Source organism: Nostoc sp. (genome assembly GCF_036917575.1).
Lineage (GTDB): Bacteria > Cyanobacteriota > Cyanobacteriia > Cyanobacteriales > Nostocaceae > Nostoc.
The window spans coordinates 20,028-37,691 of the sequence record NZ_JBALDC010000034.1 but is presented as its reverse complement, the minus strand read 5'-3'; the positions used below and the strand labels follow the sequence as shown (position 1 = coordinate 37,691).

Annotated in this window: 15 protein-coding genes and 2 pseudogenes; 11 read left to right on the top strand and 6 right to left on the bottom strand. The window is 45.7% G+C overall.

All coding sequences use genetic code 11. The annotated features are described in order from the left end of the window. Positions 1 to 92 precede the first annotated feature (92 nt). The 8 genes and pseudogenes from V7K79_RS07970 to V7K79_RS07935 form a co-directional block, all read left to right on the top strand. Positions 93 to 311: pseudogene (locus V7K79_RS07970) on the top strand (formate dehydrogenase accessory sulfurtransferase FdhD); the annotation flags it as partial. A gap of 219 nt (positions 312 to 530) precedes the next feature. After that, positions 531 to 2,210: an RluA family pseudouridine synthase gene (locus tag V7K79_RS07965; RefSeq protein WP_335046352.1), complete on the top strand. Its 1,680-nt coding sequence runs from the start codon at positions 531 to 533 to the stop codon at positions 2,208 to 2,210. Positions 2,211 to 3,047: 837 nt separating this feature from the next. Then, positions 3,048 to 3,254, top strand: coding sequence for an RRXRR domain-containing protein (locus V7K79_RS07960; RefSeq protein ID WP_335046351.1), 207 nt, complete (start codon positions 3,048 to 3,050; stop codon positions 3,252 to 3,254). 60 nt (positions 3,255 to 3,314) lie between these two features. Continuing rightward, a complete protein-coding gene (locus V7K79_RS07955; protein WP_335046349.1) occupies positions 3,315 to 3,989 on the top strand; it encodes a cysteine dioxygenase family protein in 675 nt (224 codons plus the stop codon). Beyond that, the gene (locus V7K79_RS07950; protein ID WP_335046347.1) at positions 3,973 to 4,734 is read left to right on the top strand and encodes a class II aldolase/adducin family protein; all 762 of its coding nucleotides are present in this window, start codon (positions 3,973 to 3,975) and stop codon (positions 4,732 to 4,734) included. The genes V7K79_RS07955 and V7K79_RS07950 overlap by 17 nt, the downstream gene beginning before the upstream one ends. A gap of 152 nt (positions 4,735 to 4,886) precedes the next feature. Next, entirely contained in the window at positions 4,887 to 6,005 is a 1,119-nt protein-coding gene (locus V7K79_RS07945; protein WP_335046345.1) for a sulfonate ABC transporter substrate-binding protein, read from the top strand. 113 nt (positions 6,006 to 6,118) lie between these two features. Beyond that, positions 6,119 to 6,940 (top strand): NADPH-dependent oxidoreductase, encoded by an 822-nt coding sequence (locus tag V7K79_RS07940; protein ID WP_335046343.1) that lies wholly within the window; start codon positions 6,119 to 6,121, stop codon positions 6,938 to 6,940. A 19-nt stretch (positions 6,941 to 6,959) separates the two neighbouring features. Continuing rightward, positions 6,960 to 7,748 (top strand): SDR family oxidoreductase, encoded by a 789-nt coding sequence (locus tag V7K79_RS07935; RefSeq protein ID WP_335046341.1) that lies wholly within the window; start codon positions 6,960 to 6,962, stop codon positions 7,746 to 7,748. Positions 7,749 to 7,843: 95 nt separating this feature from the next. Here V7K79_RS07935 and V7K79_RS07930 read toward each other — a convergent pair whose 3' ends face one another. The 6 genes from V7K79_RS07930 to V7K79_RS07905 all read right to left on the bottom strand — a co-directional run bounded on the left by V7K79_RS07930 (position 7,844) and on the right by V7K79_RS07905 (position 14,740). Next, a complete protein-coding gene (locus V7K79_RS07930; protein WP_335046339.1) occupies positions 7,844 to 8,311 on the bottom strand; it encodes a nuclear transport factor 2 family protein in 468 nt (155 codons plus the stop codon). A 105-nt stretch (positions 8,312 to 8,416) separates the two neighbouring features. Beyond that, positions 8,417 to 9,463, bottom strand: a complete 1,047-nt coding sequence (locus V7K79_RS07925) for an alpha/beta fold hydrolase (RefSeq protein WP_335046338.1) — start codon at positions 9,461 to 9,463, stop codon at positions 8,417 to 8,419. A 275-nt stretch (positions 9,464 to 9,738) separates the two neighbouring features. Further along, positions 9,739 to 11,259 (bottom strand): aldehyde dehydrogenase family protein, encoded by a 1,521-nt coding sequence (locus V7K79_RS07920; protein WP_335046336.1) that lies wholly within the window; start codon positions 11,257 to 11,259, stop codon positions 9,739 to 9,741. Positions 11,260 to 11,572: 313 nt separating this feature from the next. Continuing rightward, complete coding sequence (locus V7K79_RS07915; protein WP_335046333.1) at positions 11,573 to 12,517, bottom strand: NADP-dependent oxidoreductase; 945 nt, start codon at positions 12,515 to 12,517, stop codon at positions 11,573 to 11,575. Between the two features lie 261 nt (positions 12,518 to 12,778). Further along, a complete protein-coding gene (locus V7K79_RS07910; protein ID WP_335046332.1) occupies positions 12,779 to 14,092 on the bottom strand; it encodes a hypothetical protein in 1,314 nt (437 codons plus the stop codon). A gap of 159 nt (positions 14,093 to 14,251) precedes the next feature. Then, positions 14,252 to 14,740 carry a nuclear transport factor 2 family protein gene (locus V7K79_RS07905; RefSeq protein WP_335046330.1) on the bottom strand — a complete coding sequence of 163 codons (489 nt, stop codon included), beginning with the start codon at positions 14,738 to 14,740 and terminating at the stop codon, positions 14,252 to 14,254. A gap of 238 nt (positions 14,741 to 14,978) precedes the next feature. On the opposite strand from V7K79_RS07905, the pseudogene V7K79_RS29955 reads away from it, so the two are divergent. The 3 genes and pseudogenes from V7K79_RS29955 to V7K79_RS07895 form a co-directional block, all read left to right on the top strand. Next, positions 14,979 to 15,191, top strand: a pseudogene (locus tag V7K79_RS29955) (LysR family transcriptional regulator); the annotation flags it as partial. A gap of 36 nt (positions 15,192 to 15,227) precedes the next feature. Continuing rightward, positions 15,228 to 15,926 carry a substrate binding domain-containing protein gene (locus V7K79_RS07900; protein ID WP_335046329.1) on the top strand — a complete coding sequence of 233 codons (699 nt, stop codon included), beginning with the start codon at positions 15,228 to 15,230 and terminating at the stop codon, positions 15,924 to 15,926. Between the two features lie 283 nt (positions 15,927 to 16,209). Next, positions 16,210 to 17,556, top strand: coding sequence for an NAD(P)/FAD-dependent oxidoreductase (locus V7K79_RS07895; protein ID WP_335046327.1), 1,347 nt, complete (start codon positions 16,210 to 16,212; stop codon positions 17,554 to 17,556). Positions 17,557 to 17,664 lie beyond the last annotated feature (108 nt).

Genomic DNA, 17,664 nt, shown 5'->3' with positions numbered 1-17,664 from the left:
ATTGCTGCAATGAATCAATTTAAACCCTCTTATGCTTCTGGATGATTTAGCTCCTAAACTACTTGCTTATTCCGGAAAGTGACAGAAGAGGGATACCTTTAAATAATTGTATTGTTCTAGTTAGCGGACGCTCAAGTTTTGAGATTTTGCAAAAGTCTACAACTGCTGGAGTTCCCATTGTCTGTTCTGTTTCCGCTCCCAGTAGTTTGGCGGTATCTGTCGCCAAGGAATTTGGGATTACCTTAATTGGATTCCTGCGCGGAGAACGGTTCAATATTTACACTGGTTTACAAAGAATAAACGCTGCTTAAGAACACTTTCGTAAGCTGATGCGCATCTAAATTTGATCATTTAGCGCCTGAACCCGTTTGCTGCCTCAGATTGCCTTTGTAAGATGGGCGATCGCATCAAGGTAAAAGTTCAAGGATTGTCAGCAGCAGCCACAAGTGCAACAGTCCTGACTACGAACTTGTTAGTGTGGGCAATAATTTAAAATATTAAGATTAGCTAGATTTGCAATCATACTTTGTATGGTAGTTCTGCACGCACTTTCAGATTTTATCGACTGCAATGCTATCAGCGACTCATCTTGTAGTTATTGGTATGAAGGGCGTTGTCTGCAAAATGGTGAGCGCCTAAAATTACCCCGCACTTCTATGTCGGAAGCGATCGCCCACGGACTAATGCAACATCTTGCCAACAATGACTGCTATGCTCGTGAAGGGAAGATGTATGGAATCCTATTGGTTGAACTGCCTAATGGCGAACAACGGGTACTAAAAGCCTTTTCCGGTCTTTTGAATGGTTGTAGTGTAGTTGAGGGCTGGGTGCCGCCAATTCCCGGACGAGACGAAGTTGCTTTTGAGGAAGCCCTTACTTTGGCAGAGTTGGACGCGATTAAGCAAGAAATTATTACCTTGAAGCAATTAACCGAACGTCAGCAGTATGAAATCCTGTTTAATGATTTTGAGCAGCAGTTACAAACAATGAGCGATCGCCATCGCGATTGCAAACATCAACGCCAGGAAAAACGTCAGCAAATCTGCAATACACTCTCTTTTGAAGCACTGACGATTGCCCTTGAACAACTCGACGAAGAGAGTCGTCAGCAAGGAATTGAGCGACGACAACTTAAACGCCAGCAAAATGAAGTATTACAGCCCTTCCAGCAGATAATTATAGCGACGGATGCGCGAATTAGCGAACTGAAACAACAGCGTAAAGCACTGTCCCGTCAATTACAAGCTCAAATGCACGCTAGTTACAGCCTGACTAATTTTTCCGGGCGATCGCAATCATTACAAGAATTGATGCCAGGAGGTTCACCCACAGGTACAGGAGACTGTTGTGCCCCAAAGCTGCTGCATTATGCGGCAACACACAATCTCAAACCATTGGCAATGGCAGAATTTTGGTGGGGTACTTCCGTAAATCAAGATAAAATTCCGGGAGAGTTTTATGGAGCGTGTGCCGAACGATGTCAGCCATTAATGGGGTTTTTGCTCTCAGGCTTAAAACCTCCCTTGCCAGATAGGGCAAAGAAAGTAACAAGCTTCTCTTGCCCCGATACGGGAGAAGTTACTTTACCGATTATTTATCAAGACGAATGGCTAATTGCTGTCAACAAACCTGCTGGATTACTTTCAGTACCCGGTCGTTATCGCGATCGCCAAGATAGTGTCTTGAGTCGCTTACGTCATTTGTTACCGGATGGCGATGCACTTATATCTCTGCATCGTTTAGATCGAGAAACTTCCGGGATTTTGTTATTGGCACGCGATCGCCAAACCCATCGGCAACTCAGCCAGCAGTTTCAGCAACGCCAGGTTCACAAGGTTTATGAAGCCATACTTTCCGGTGCTGTGACAGTTGAGCAAGGTAAAATTGACTTGCCACTGTGGGGAGATCCCGAAAATCGCCCTTATCAAAAAGTTGATTGGCAGTATGGTAAACCTAGCTTGACACACTTCCAGGTAATAGCGAGAGAAGGAAACTACACTCGCATAGAATTTACGCCAATAACAGGACGCACTCATCAATTAAGAGTTCATGCAGCCGATCCGCGAGGACTTGGGATAATTATTTTAGGCGATCGCCTTTATGGATGCCATGCAGTTACTAGTCGGTTACATCTGCACGCCAGAGAACTTCGCTTCGAGCATCCGCAGTTAAACAAAACCCTGCATTTACAAGCAATTACGCCTTTTTGACGCATTATATTACAGCAGATTTCAAGTTGGTTTGGTACACAACGATTCGTCTGTTATCAGTTTTACTCCTGAATTCTGCTGTAATATAACTTGATTTTTTGAAATCCTAAGAACCCCAAAGAGCTAAAGCGAGGTTTTGTCTTTTCTAACAGCTAGTAGTTCGCTTTCGTGACGAAAGCTCTTTATTGGGTAAGGGGGAAGGTGGGGCCCCCTCTGGGGATAAGGGGCAGGGGGAAAGGTTTTAAATCCCAAACCCAGTTCCCTTTCCCCTTTCCCCAGCCCGAAAAAGCGCATCTTTGGGTTGGCAGACTACTAGCCTATTGCTTTTTAAATTTGTATGTGATAATTTCTGCTTGTAGTTAATTCAACGGTTATCCGACCGACTTTTAGTACTTGAATAAATTAATATAACAGCTAAGAGGCTTCCCAATAAAAATATCCAACTACAAATGATTGTGAGACACCCTAGAAAATTGGATGATTTATTCCTTGGAAATACCCAAATGAGCGTTAAAGACGAGAGTGCTGGAGTTGACCTCTAGATTCTCATTTTTGTCTTCTCCTTTGATAAAAGCAGCAGGGGAGCAGAGGAAAAGTTGCAGTCACTTTTTTCCCTGTGCCACTTTACACCTCCTCTAGTAGTTCGCCAAGTGAACTTGGCGGGGTAAAGGGTAAGGGGGAAGGTGGGGCCCCCTCTGGGGATAAGGGGCAGGGGGAAAGGTTTTAAATCCCAAACCCAGTTCCCTTTCCCCTTTCCCCAGCCCTCACCCAGCATCTTTGGGTTGGCAGACTACTAGTCCCCAGTCTGGCGATCGCAAATCTAAAATTCAAAATTGCATGACTAAAGTATTCATTCTTGATGCCAACCAACAACCGTTATATCCGGTACGCATCAGCCGTGCTAGGCTGCTATTGTCACAAGGTAAAGCTACCGTATTTCAGCGATATCCTTTTACTATTATTCTCAAGGAGTCTCTTTCTCATCTAAAACTTGAGCAACTTGGCTTTAAAATTCATCCTGGTATTAAAATAAATCGTAATTGAATTTTTAATTACAAATTACGAATTGTTAATCTAAGTCCCCTTTTGAACAAAGGAATATAGATGACGAACCACACTATTTTAGAACCATTACCAGAAGACCAATGGTTTATTGAAAGTCAGGAACTACGATCTTTTGTAGCAACAGTGCGGGAAATTAGTGCTAGTACTGTTGACGATCGCACACAAACTCTCGCTACACTAGAACCCTATTTTCAAGAACTGCTTGCCCAACAGCAATGGCTACCGGAAAAGTTTACCCAAGTCAATCCTGAAAGCCGGATGGGCGGCGGTATTGGTCAATGGCTGCTTTATCGTGCCAAAGACCGTTCCCTGTCAGTATTCAGTTTGGTGATTCCCCCAGGTTCCACGACTCCTGTCCACGATCATTTAGCTTGGGGATTGATTGGTTTATACAAAGGTAATCAAGAAGAAACACTCTATCGCCGTGTAGATAGCGGTGATGCCGAAGGACACGCACAATTACAAATAACTGAAGTGCGATCGCTTCAACCAGGGGATATCTACCGCCTCTTACCCCCAGATGGTGATATCCACGCCGTCAAAACCATATCCCAGAGCGCATCTGTATCCATCCATATTTTGGGTAATGATACTGGTTGCATCTTACGTCACCAGTTCATCCCAGAATCTCACAGCGTCAAATCCTTTCGCTCTGGATATTCCAACGCTCCCTGTAAAGAGGAAGAGGAAAAAGAACATGCCCAAGTACGATAGACCACAACCCCCAGTATTCGAGCGAGTTGAAGACGAACGCCTCCACCGCAAGCAACGTCTCGCCGCCGCCTTTCGCCTGTTTGGTAAGTTTGGGTTCAGCGAGGGAATCGCAGGCCATATTACAGCCCGCGATCCTGAGTTTACAGACCATTTCTGGGTCAATCCATTCGGGACATACTTTGGTCATATCCGAGTTTCTGACCTGGTTTTAGTTAACAGAGAAGGTGAGGTCGTTAAAGGCGATGCTGAGATAAATCAAGCTGCTTTCGCCATCCATTCTCAGATTCATGAAGCTCGATCTGATGTCATCGCCGCAGCTCACGCCCATTCACTGTATGGTAAAGCCTGGTCTAGTTTGGGGCGTCTCCTTGACCCCTTGACTCAAGATTCCTGTGCTTTTTACGAAGACCATGCGCTATTTGACGATTTCACAGGGGTGGTTTTAGAAACCTCTGAAGGTCTGCGACTGGCGCAAGCCTTGGGGTCAAATAAAGCCGTAATTCTGCGTAACCACAGCATTTTAACTGTGGGACATACGGTAGATGAAGCTGCCTTTTGGTACATTAGCTTAGAGCGATCGTGCCAAGCCCAACTACTAGCTGAAGCTGCGGGTAGACCGACTACGATCAAACACGAAACAGCTCGTTTAACACAAACTCAAGTGGGGTCACATGTAAGTGGGTGGTTCAGTTTCCAGCCCCTTTACGACCGGATTGTGCGTGAAGAACCTGATTTGCTAAATTAGTGCTGTGTTTTTTGACAATGGAATAACAGGCGGGGAAGTATCAAGTTAACCCACTTCCCACTATTTGGATATCAATTAAACTTAAATTTATTTATATACTCCGGTAAACCTATAAGTTTATAGTATTTATATAACTCACAAGAATCATTTTGATGATTAACCAAATCTTTGGCCGTTTCATTGCCAAGTGGATATCGCTGATAAAATTCCGGAATATCCCCTTTAACAACCAACATAAATTATTCTTTTCTTCTCCTTTACCAATAGTCGGGGCTTTTGTTACAGGTCTTTGTCTGAGCTTGCTATTTGCTGCCTGCTCATCGACACCCACTGTCAATTCCCCTAATCCCAGTGCCACATCTGCTAGTAATTCTACTTCCAGTAAAGCAACAGTAGTCAGATTTGGCTATCAAAAATCAACTATTTTACTTAGAACTAAAGGTGTTTTAGAAAAGCGTTTAGCACCAGAAGGTATCACTGTAAAGTGGACTGAATTTCAAGCGGGCCCCCAACTACTAGAAGCCATGAATGTCGGTAGTATTGATATCGGCCCTGTAGGGGAATCACCGCCAATATTTGCCCAAGCAGCCGGGACATCACTAACTTACGTTGTTGGTACTGCGGCTACTCCAGCTAGTTCAGCAATTCTTGTTCCTCAAAATTCCCAAATTCAAAAAGTTACTGACCTGAAAGGCAAAAGAGTTGCCTTTCAAAAAGGATCTAGTGCCCACTTATTATTAGTCCAAGCTTTAGAAAAAGCCGGATTAAAATATACAGACATTGAACCGAAATATTTGGCTCCGGCTGATGCCCGTGCTGCATTTGTGAAAGGGAGTGTAGATGCTTGGGTAATTTGGGACCCCTTTTATGCAGCAGCTCAAGAGGCAACTAAAGCCAGAGTCCTAATTGATGGTACAGGAATTAATAAACAGGGAGGATATTATTTGATGACTCGCAAATTTGTCACTGAGAATCCTCAAACTGTCAAGGTGATACTGGAGGAAATTCAAAATCTCGAAGAATGGTCTAAACAGAATCGAGAAGAAGTAGCAAAAACTCTCGCACCTGTGTTAGGAATTGATTTAGAGACGATGAAAAAAGCAACTAATAGACGGACTTTCGGCCTTGTGGCAATTGATGATAATTTAATAAATCTCCAACAAAGTGTTGCGGATACATATTACAAATTGAAGTTAATTCCCAAACAGATAAATGTCAAGGATGCAGTATTAACAAAAGAAGAGTACGCTGCATTTTCACCAAAAAATTAAATTGGTGCAATGAAATGGGTGTAGGGAGATACAGATGTATATCCCTACCAATGAAATTGGTGTTAGTAATAAAATAACTGTCAATTTTTGAAATGTAAATCTTGGAATTGATTATGACTAATCCTACAGAATTATTGCGATCGCGCTACGGTGAAATTCCCTTCAACTCCGAAATTGAATGGAATGATTCGCTAACAGCACTATTATCTCACCGTTCAATTCGGTCTTATCTATCCGCTCCTCTACCACCAGGAACTCTGGAATTGCTAATTGCAGCCGCCCAATCTGCATCCACTTCCTCAAATTTGCAAACCTGGAGTGTGGTAGCAGTCGAAGATCAACAGCGCAAAGATGAGTTATCCAAGCTAGCGGGAAACCAAGCACATATCAAGCAAGTGCCTTTATTCTTGGTTTGGTTAGCAGATTTGGCGCGTCTAAATCACGTTGCTGACAGTCGCGGCATATCTCATGATGCACTGGAATATTTGGAAATGTTTGTGATGGCAACAATCGATGCAACATTGGCGGCACAAAACGCCGCAGTTGCAGCCGAGTCACTGGGTTTAGGAACAGTATATATTGGCGGAATCAGGAACCGCCCGCAAGAGGTAGCCCAGATATTGAATTTGCCCTCCTCTGTGTATGCTGTATTTGGGCTATGTGTGGGTTATGCGAATCCAGAAGTAGAAGCGGCGATTAAACCAAGGTTGCCTCAGTCAGCGATACTGCACCGTGAAACCTATAAATTGGCAGAACAAGAAGAAGCGATCGCTCACTACAACGACATCATCAAAGAATTCTATACTGAACAAAAGATGAATATTGATGGCGATTGGTCAGAACACTCAGCCCAGCGCATCGCAACTGTAGAATCATTGAGAGGACGCGATCGCTTGCGTGAAGCTCTCAATAACCTTGGCTTTAAGTTACTGTAAATTAAGAAGAATCAAGATTATGGATTTGCAACTCCGTGGCAAAGTCGCCTTAGTGACAGCTGCTAGTAAAGGTTTGGGCAAAGCTACAGCAAGGCAATTTGCCCGTGAGGGTGCAAAAGTTGCCATCTGCGCCCGCAGTGAGTTAATTGACAAAACTGCTGCGGAGATTGCCAGCGAAACAGGTACAGAAGTGCTATCTCTGCGTGCGGATGTTACCAATCAAGAAGATATTGAACGGATAATTAACGCCACAGTCGAAAAATTCGGCGGGTTGGATATCCTCGTTACCAACGCCGGAGGCCCACCTGCTGGCACTTTTGACGATATCGATTTGGCAACTTGGGAAACTTCGATCGACTTGACTTTGCTGAGTGCGGTACGTCTGATAAAGTACGCTTTACCTCACTTACGCCAATCTATCGCACCAGCAATTTTGACCATCACCTCAACCTCAACTAAACAACCAGCCAACAATTTAGTTTTATCTAATTCCATTCGATTAGCAGTGATTGGTTTAACGAAAACTCTCAGCCAAGAACTGGGTAGCGATAAAATTCGCGTCAACAGCATTCTACCAGGCTGGACATATACAGAACGGGTAGAAGAATTGCTCAATGCCCGCATTAGTAAAAGTGGTGAAACAAAAGAAGCAGAAATTGCTAGAATCAATGGGACTGTTCCTTTGGGTCGTATCGGGACACCAGAAGAATTTGCCAATGTTGCAGTATTTCTGAGTTCACCAGCAGCCTCATTTGTGAATGGAGTCATGCTGCAAGTAGATGGCGGAATTATTCAAAGCACATTTTGAGCGGCTTGATTGATAAAAAACAATCAGCGGCAATATTGAGCTTAAATCACAGACTTTTCAGCCTTTCAAGCGTACCATTCACCTGGGATACCTTACTACGGCACTGATACTTCGCTGCCGTCTGGATTGCTCTGGAATGTCCAAGTACCACCCGATCGGAAGGTCGAACCTGTGCCAAAGGTGTCCTCCATGTACTGCATATAGGTGATCAAGCCGTTCTTCACCTTCGCAAAGAAGACAAAGGGAGAGGTAAACTTTTTATCGAGTTTTACCGAGTGGGTGGTGAAGGTGCCGAAGAGCGCTACGTTCTCGCCTTCGCCAAACGCATCTTGAACCTCTAAATCTTCAATCATCCAAAAGGTGTTGAGTTCCTGGAAAACTTCGAGGACGCTGGCCGGACCATCTTTATGCGTGCCTGCCCAAGGCATAAGCTTTTTTAGGTCGGGATTATCATAGGTGAGCGATACGTAGATGGCATCGGGGGCCACAAGCCGATTGACGACCTCAGGCTTGGTGGCACCTTTGAGGAGTTCCTGCACGATTTCAACGTTGATGTTTGACATGGGTGTGTTCGTTTTCAGTTACAGTTGGTTTATAGTAGTGATTCCGCGGCAAGTCAGTACCTCAGAAGAACTCTTCGGGCCCCGCGATTCGCAAGGAAGACGCATTCAATCTTTGATGAATTCAGCTAGAAGAGCAACCACCTCAGGGCCAGATTCTTCCATCAGCCAATGACCAGATTCCGGCAAGATCACGGCCCTGAATTTCTTTTTATCTTCCACGAAACGTGCCGCCATTTGCTTGGGCAATACATCTCCTACGCCCTTGCCACCGCTGATCGACATGGATGGAATTCTAATCAGCTTATTAGCGGATAGCAGCGCTTCGTTCTGTTTGATGGATTCAGAGTGAAATCTGTAGTAGCCGCTAAAAGCAGCGTGCAAATTTTCGATCCTCGAGTAAGGCTCAATTAGTTCGTCGAGTAACGCATCAGTGAAAATATCCTTTTTCCCGGCATAGCTTTGTATAAAGTAAGCCATAAACAGTTTAGGGTCGTTCGATATCAATTTTTCGGCGATATCCCCGTAGCTAAAAAAGCCGAAATGCCAACCAAGACCAGGACCTTTCGGGGTGTAGCCCGGATAGGTCCACATCGCCTTGTCCGGAATTGGCGAATCCATGAATACGACTTTTTTGATGTAATCCTGGTTGTTGGCAACCATTGGATAAGAGGCTGTATTGCCCAGATCATGGGAAACATATATGATGGGTTCTCTGGTCAATTTCTTGATGGCTGTCAACAGATAGCTGGAGAGAGCCTGTGCGCTATACCCAGTCTGGGAGGCTTCCGATTGCCCAAGTCCGGGCAAATCGATGGCAATGACCTGGTGCGTGCCAGCAAATGCTTTCAGGGCGGGTTCCCACATTTTCCAGGTCGAACCAAAACCGTGGACAAACACGATGGGACTGCCCGATCCGGCGCTGACGTAGTGCAGCTTGATGCCGTTACTTTCCACGTAGTCACTCTTAAACCCGGCTGGATAGGCATATTGCCCGCGACGCTGCTCTTTTACCCTGGCGAGGGCCAGCTTGGACACGGCAGCTGGTGTATCTATCGATGGTGGACTGACTTCTTGAGCTACTGCACTGAGTGCACCAAGAGCAAGTAACACGGCAGACAAAGTCAAACTCAGGCGTTTATTAATTTTGTTCATAATTAGTCTTCACTTGGTTCTTATGGGTGCCTGCCCAAGCTATGAGCTTTTTCAAGTCGGGATCATCGTAGCTGAACGATACGTAGACAGCGTCAGGGGAGACGAGCCGGTTGACGACCTCAGGGTTGGTGGGGTCTTTGAGAAGGGCTTGAACGATTTCTACGGGCGTACTCGACATAGGTGTTCCTATAAGATTGCTTATGCGAACTTGATAGTCGGGTTTGATGGTTGTGAGGCTTATTTAAGAAGGACTCAAGATTTAGATCCAAGCTCAACTATTGGGCAGAAACGCCAACACTGGGGATCACTCCTGAGTTGAAAGCGATATGTTTGTACTCCAGGAATTCATCCATCGCCGTCAGACCATTCAGCCTGCCGTTACCGCTGCGCTTGAATCCGCCTTCCTCAAACTCGTCCCAAACGATCGCCCAATCGTTGATCCAGATCGTGCCTGCATCTATCTCGCGGGCGACGCGCAATGGGCGGTCAACATCGCGAGTCCAAATGCTCGCAGCCAAGCCATACTCGCTGTCATTTGCCAGCTGCACCGCCTCTGCCTCAGTCTCGAAGATTTGCATCGTCAGGACTGGACCGAAGACCTCTTCCTGAACAATCGTCATTTTCGGATCGGTGACTTCCAGCAGGGTCGGACGGTAAAATGCACCACTAGCGAGTGGGCCTTCAACAATTGGGCCACCGCGTACAAGTACCTTAGCGCCTGCTGCGATCGCCTCCTCCACCATCTTGTCAACACGTTCAACATTCGGCTTATCAATGAGAGGTCCCATATCACTGGACGGATCAGACGCAGGCCCTGTCTTAACGTTCTCTAGTCGCTGGGCGATCAGCGTGCGAAAGCGATCGGCAACAGCACGCTGTACCAACAGGCGAGAACCTGTCATGCAGAATTGACCTGCAAAAGTCGTGAGTGCCTTCTCAACTTTGGGTGCAGCTGCTTCCAGATCGGCATCATCAAAGACGATCATCGGGGTCTTACCACCGAGTTCAGTTTGAAACAGCTTGAGCGTCGCCGCCCCTGTTGCGGAAATTGCTTTCCCGGTGTTTGTGCTTCCTGTAAAGCTAATCACTCGAACATCCTTTGACTCCATCAGAAAGGATGATCCGCCTCTACCTTTGCTTTCACTAAAGACATTAATCACGCCCTTCGGTAAATCGGCAGCTTCAGCGAGGGTTTTACTAAATAGATAGTTGATCTGTGCTGTATTACCCGGCAATTTAATAACAGTTGTAACACCAGCAGCAAGAGCAGGTGCTAGAGATCGCACAGTCAGGACAAGCGGCGAGTTAAACGGTGCAACGATTCCAGCAACTCCGATTGGAGATCGAGTCACAACCGAAAGGTGTCCGGGTTGGACTTCCATCGCCCGTCCATAATCCGTCAGCACAACCGCTGCCCAGTATCGAAATTTGCTGGGAATCATATCGACTTCAAATGCTGCTTCGTCATGGACTTTGCCGTTTTCAAGCGAGAGAATCGCGATCAGTTCATCTCTGTGGGCTTCAAAGCGATCGGCAATTTGATTCAACACTCGCGCCCGAAGTGCCCGATTTTCCTTCCAGTCTAATTCTCGGAACGCCCGCACCGCAGCATCAACCCCCTGAATTGCCTCGTCACGCCCACCATCTGCATAAGTTCCAATCACCTTGCCTGTAGCTGGATCAATGCTATCAGTATGCTTTTTTGAATCAATCCACTTGCCATCAATCCAGTTCAGTGCGGGTGTTCCTAGTTCAATGTTTGGTGCTGAAGATTTCTTATCTGTCGTTGCTGCCATAATAGCCGCTCCTTACTTTTGTGCATAACTAAGTTTTTACTCACGGTTAAAGCTCAACGTACTCTTGTTCGATTAGCGGGTAATCTTCAGCCTTGATTGTGTTGCAGAAATTTTCAAGTGATAAACGAACGGGTCTGGTTCGCATTTTTTAAGCAATAATTCCAAAGATTTTGTTAATGAACTCTGCTTGAGATCCACTCTGCGTAGGGATGAAGCATTTGGTTAATAACCCATCGAAATAGAGATTATTGCCCGAATGCTTCGCCCTTACAGGAAAAAAGTACGATGAACCAAAGTTTTACAAAAGCCTGCCTCAAGCTGGATGAACGACTTGTAAAACCAGCTTGCCGCGTGGATGTCCGTGCTGGCTAACTTCCTGTGCTTTAGCGGCTTCTGCCAGTTCAAAAACTTGCTCAATAGACACTTTGATCTGTCCGTCATCAATCAATTGAGCAATCTGCTGGATCTGGGAATTTGCTCTAAGATTGGCGAAAACAGGAACCGCTTTAATGCCCTGCGGAATGCCTGATTCAGGTACACTGAGTGTTGAAACTAAAACGCCACCGGGACGAATGATTTGCCACGATCGCGCTTGCGTTTCTCCACCAACCAAATCAAGCACTACATCTACATCTTTTACCTGCTGTTCAAACGGTTGACTCGCATAGTCAATCGCCTGATCGGCACCCAGGTTTCTCAGATCATCAAGGTTGGCTGCCGATGCCGTTGCAATGACTCGTGCCCTCTTCCACTTGGCAAGCTGAATTGCATAGCGACCGACTCCACCCGCGCCACCATGAATCAGCACACTCTGCTCTGGCTGGAGATTTGCGCCATCAAATAATGCTTGCCATGCGGTGATTGCCACAATTGGGACAGAAGCCGCGTGAATATAGTCGAGCGTTTTCGGCTTCGGGGCGATCGCGTCTGCATAGCCCACTGCATACTCGGCATAGGCTCCCGAAAGCGCCATGTCTGCTGTTCCATAAACCGCTTGTCCTGGTTGCAGTGTAGTGACACCATCGCCCACACTTGCAACAACACCAGCCACATCAGCGCCAGCAATCACAGGCAACGAATAATCAGAGATTTGTTGGAAAAACCCTTCACGAATCTTCCAATCGATTGGGTTTACGCCTGCTGCATACACTTGAATAAGGACTTGCCCTGCTTGCGGTTCAGGACGGGGTACTTCGTCGTACTTGAGGTTTTCAGCCCCGCCGTAAGCATGAATTCGGATTGCTTTCATCGTTGCCATTGTGACATACTCCTTTTCATAAAATGGATCGGCATTTCATCAATCACTGGCGATCAAAATTTTGAATGTTACCAAGTAAAAGATTCGTAGTCGCTTGGAATGCTGAACTGCGATCGCGCTGTTTCAGCGTTAAACCCTTACTTATACCAATTTGAAAAAAGAATGCGACAGATACACATCTCCAAAACCTTGTCCTGTCTAGATTCTTAATTTTGAATTTTGAATTTTGAATTGGTATTACCTACTGGGTAATTACAATTCCTACTCTGTTGACGATCCATCGACATACTGCTGACCACCGATCGTAATGAATTCAACTGTGCTGGCTGGAGCAGCGAAATCTAATGAGGTAATTTCCTCTCTTTGAGCCTCGACTCGACCCAGTACAATGATCTCTTTTCCACTTGTGCCCGGTTTGAGACTCAGGGCGTGCGCGTCAAGCTGTACGACTACGCCACGCACCAAACTGTTACCCCTACCACCTTTTGTGATCACGTCCCCAAGCACGAGGATACTGCCAAATGGTTTACTGGTCTGTATCCCGATCGAGCCATTGCCATGAGTGGTAATGCTTTTGAATTCTGCATAAGCCAAGGTTCCGTCGTATAGATTGAACCCCCGCGCCCCTTCGCCATAGGTCGCCAGGTCGCCTTGCACAATCAGAGTCTGCAAATCTCCGAAATTCACGAATCCGATTCCACTGGTTCCATGAGATATGATGGACTGCCGAGCAAGCCAAAGACGGACATTGCCCCAGTTATCCAACACCATGTCATTTGTCCCGTAAGTTGTTACAGGACTGTTATTGATCACTTGTTGAGCCTTCACGCCTGAGCCAACGAACACCCCGCCTGAGATCAGATTGCCAATACCAGCCGGGATATTGCCATTAGTATGGATTTCGCCTGTGGTCAATAATTTCAGGTCAATCATGCCACCAGGAGAACTGGGCGCTGGTCCACCTTGAGGATCGGCGTTTGCGGGAACAGTCATGCCGCCAAAAATAAAGATGCCGCTACCCCTCAACGGCACATCTCGCGTTCCCCCTGAGAGGTTTTCGGCACGCAGTGTCCAGCGACTTTGGGGATCGGTACAGCGGTTGTAGATCGTTAGGCAACCCGGAACGACCTCTACGCCGTAACCAACTGGACGATGCAGCGCTGAGGTGCTGTCGCCGTCATACACTTCAACGTCAGTGAGCAAAAGGTCAGCAGTCATCACAATACTGGATTCCAAGTGCAGGCGACCGTAGACGACGAGATGCTGCAACTTGAGTTGTCCAAGGGTAGTCGTTGCCGATTCCAAACTGAGCGTTAATCGGGTCGGATGCGATCGCAGGGTTAAGTTCTGGAGGGTGTTATTTGCCGTGAGCGCTACCCCGTCTGAATCTGGCTTGAAGACCAATTCGGCCTCAGAAGTTGTACCCACCAAACTTGAGCCTTCTAGAAGTGTAAATTTCTCTAAGTCATGAAGGCGACCAGCCACCTCGATTACAATATATGTACGTTGAACCGCTTCAGCCAGAGAAGCTGCGTCCTCAACGACTACATGAGTGCCAACTGTGCTATGTGCCATAAACGACTTCCATCAGTGGTTGGATTTATCTAACTCACAACACAACGGTTTACTTGGTGTTGAACCTTTAGTTAGAGTGAAAACAATTGACGCGCATTTCCATAAGCGATATGTAGACGGCTTTCGCGAAGCTCCACCTAATCTATAAAAGTCTGACTATCAGGACGCTTTGAAGGTGATGTCTGCGCGATCAATGAAGGGCTGGAACAAGTCATTAGGCCAGTTGGGATCGCTCTTGGAGGTGCGCTCCAGACACTTCCATACGCCATCGCGACGTTCAAAGATGTCGTCGTAAGTACCAGTCGAAACGATTCCGACGTGTTCAGCCTTCCAGTACACGAACCATCGCCAGTGCGCTTCGGCTTTGTCACCTGATCCGGAAATTTCAAACGCGCCCATAGAGTGGAACCACTTGTCCATCGGGAAGACGCTGTGTGCGTAGTCGAACATCTGCTTCATGCCCTCAAAACCCTCGAAGGTTGAAGTACGTAGATCGTAGACGTGGAATTTGGCCTCTGGCCAGTAAAGGCGGTTGTAGAGGTCGGCCTGCTCGCGCCCCCAACCCTTGTCGATACATCGTTGATGCATATTCAATTGCTCGAAGATGGTAAAGCGGTCGATCGCTGTGAGTTCGTTGTTCTGAGACATTGAAATTCCCCTCTACATTGAAATTTTTGCGGGCAGTCAACGAGTTGATCGTGTTCTAAATTTGTTGTTAAAACTCCTGAAACGTCCAATGCATAAATTCTTCAGGCGAAGAGCAACAAATATAGAACATCACCCTTTGTTGGTCTAGTCATAGCTATTTACTTGCCTAGCTATTTGATGCTGCGGTCTTCCTCAAATTACATTTATTTCTCATCGTTGTACAAGTATCATTTTGTTGATGCTATCTTTCTTTTTAGGAAACTTTAGAACTACGATGGACACCTTAACAAGCATGAAAGTATTGCTTCAGGTGGTGGAATCGGGAAGTTTTGTGGCAGCCGCAGAGCGGCTCAACTTATCCACAGCCATGACCAGCAAGCATGTGATGCACTTGGAACGAAACCTTGGCGCACGTTTGTTGAATCGAACCAGCCGACACTTAAGCCTAACCGAGGTCGGAAGGATCTATTATGAGCAATGCCGGGAAATGCTTGAGAAATTGGAAATGGTGGAGGCAACGGTGAGGCAATCAGCCGTGGTCGCGCGTGGCGTACTCAAGATCAGTGCCCCAGTTTGGTTTGCTAACCCGTTATTCACCAAAGCCTTGGCGAAGTACCGCTCTCGCTATCCAGACGTTTTGCTAGACTTGAATTTGAACGATCGGTTGGTAGACTTGGTGCAAGAAGGATTTGACTTGGCGTTACGTGTCACGTCTGAGGAACCCAGTTCTTCACTGCTCACGCGACGCATTTGCCCAATTCAACTTATGTTGGTTGGCTCAACTGACTATTTGCGAAGAAATGGCTACCCAAAAACTCCCAACGAACTATCGAAGCATCTAAGCATCAGCTATTACTACTCGCAGTTTGCCGATGAGATATCCTTTGAGGGTTCTAACGGGCAACAGACAGTCAAACTGCCAGTCTCGATCCGCTCCAACAACACTATCATGCTGTATCAGGCAACCCTAGCCGGTATGGGGTTGGCGGTTTTGCCAAAGTGGTTGATTGAAGATGATCTTACCAGCCAACGATTGGAGGTGCTGAAGTTGGACTACACGTTGGCAACCTCATCTCTTTATGCTGTCTATACGAACCAGCGATACCTATCACCCAAAATAAGTACTTTCGTAGATTTTCTCGCTGAACATTTTTCTGGCATCACCGAGCTGGAAAACAACGTTTGAGATCAAAGCATCCCGAATGTGAAAGACGGTTTAGCGGCGAATGGCACGCTTGTTTTCGCCAAATACATAAGGTACAGTAGTTTGCTTTTTAAATGCGGTACAAAATGCAAGACTCAACATTAGATAAAAAGAGTTTCTACCTCCTGCCTTCCTCTATAAAAACTAACTTTGATTACTTTCATCATTTTTTCAATTGTTCTAAAGAAACAGCAATTGATATCATAATGCTGTTACATCTTTGTTAAGAATAGTTACAACTTCTTAACACAAGGAAATATTGATTATGGTAGTCTCACTTGAAAAGAATGCACCACATCGGGTTGTTATCGTTGGTGGCGGCTTTGGTGGACTGTATACAGCAAAAGCTTTGAAGAAAGCAAATGTAAATGTTACTCTCATTGATAAACGTAACTTTCACCTATTTCAGCCGCTTTTATATCAAGTTGCCACAGGTGCGCTATCACCTGCTGATATTTCGGCACCATTGCGATCTGTATTCAGCAAAAGCAAGAATACAAAAGTGCTGTTGGGAGAGGTAAATGATATCGATCCGAAAGCACAAGAAGTTATTCTGGGTGATGAAATAATACCTTATGACACATTAATTGTCGCCACAGGTGTTAACCATTCCTATTTTGGTAAGGATAACTGGAAAGAATTTGCTCCTGGCTTGAAAACTGTTGAAGATGCCATAGAAATGCGTCGTCAGATATTTTCAGCATTTGAAGCAGCAGAAAAAGAAACCGATCCAGAAAAACGCCGTGCTTTGTTGACTTTTGTGATTGTGGGAGGTGGCCCTACCGGTGTAGAATTATCGGGAGCGATCGCAGAATTGGCATACCAAACTCTCACAGAAGATTTCCGCAGCATCAACACTTCAGAAGCGAGAATTTTACTATTGCAAGGGGGCGATCGCATCCTGCCACACATTGCACCAGAGTTATCAAAAGTAGGAGCAGAATCTTTGCAAAAGTTGGGTGTGGCTGTCTACACTAACACCAGAGTCACAAATATTGAAAATAACACCGTTACTTTCAAGCAAGGCGATGAATTGACAGAAATTACCGCAAAAACTATATTGTGGGCAGCAGGTGTTCAAGGTTCGCCTATGGGGAAAGCCCTAGCAAAAAGCACAGGTATAGAGTGCGATCGCGACGGACGGGTGATTGTAGAACCGGACTTGTCTATTAAGGGTTATAACAACATTTTTGTAGTGGGAGATTTAGGTAACTTCTCCCATCAAAATGGTAAACCCTTACCTGGTGTTGCACCTGTCGCCAAACAACAAGGAGAGTATGTAGCTAAACTCATTAAACGCAGGCTTAAAGGTGAGACTTTGCCACAATTTCGTTACAATGACGTGGGTACTTTGGCGATGATTGGGCAAAATTTAGCTGTTGTAGATTTAGGTATAATCAAACTCAAAGGTTTTATTGCTTGGCTCTTTTGGCTAATAGTTCACATCTACTTCTTAATCGAGTTTGACACTAAAATAGTAGTAGCGATTCAGTGGGGGTGGAATTATATCACTCGTAATCGCCGCTCTAGATTAATTACAGGTCGAGAAAGTTTTCTAGAAACAAAAACTATTAACAATAAGGTGCAACAGCCTTCTGGGACAGTTCTGTAACTTCAGGGTTCAGCTAGGTAATTTCTATACTTGCAAACTGCTGTAATTTAGTGCGATCGCGATCGCACTATACAAGATGGGACTTGGTTGAAAACCCCTATTTTGTAT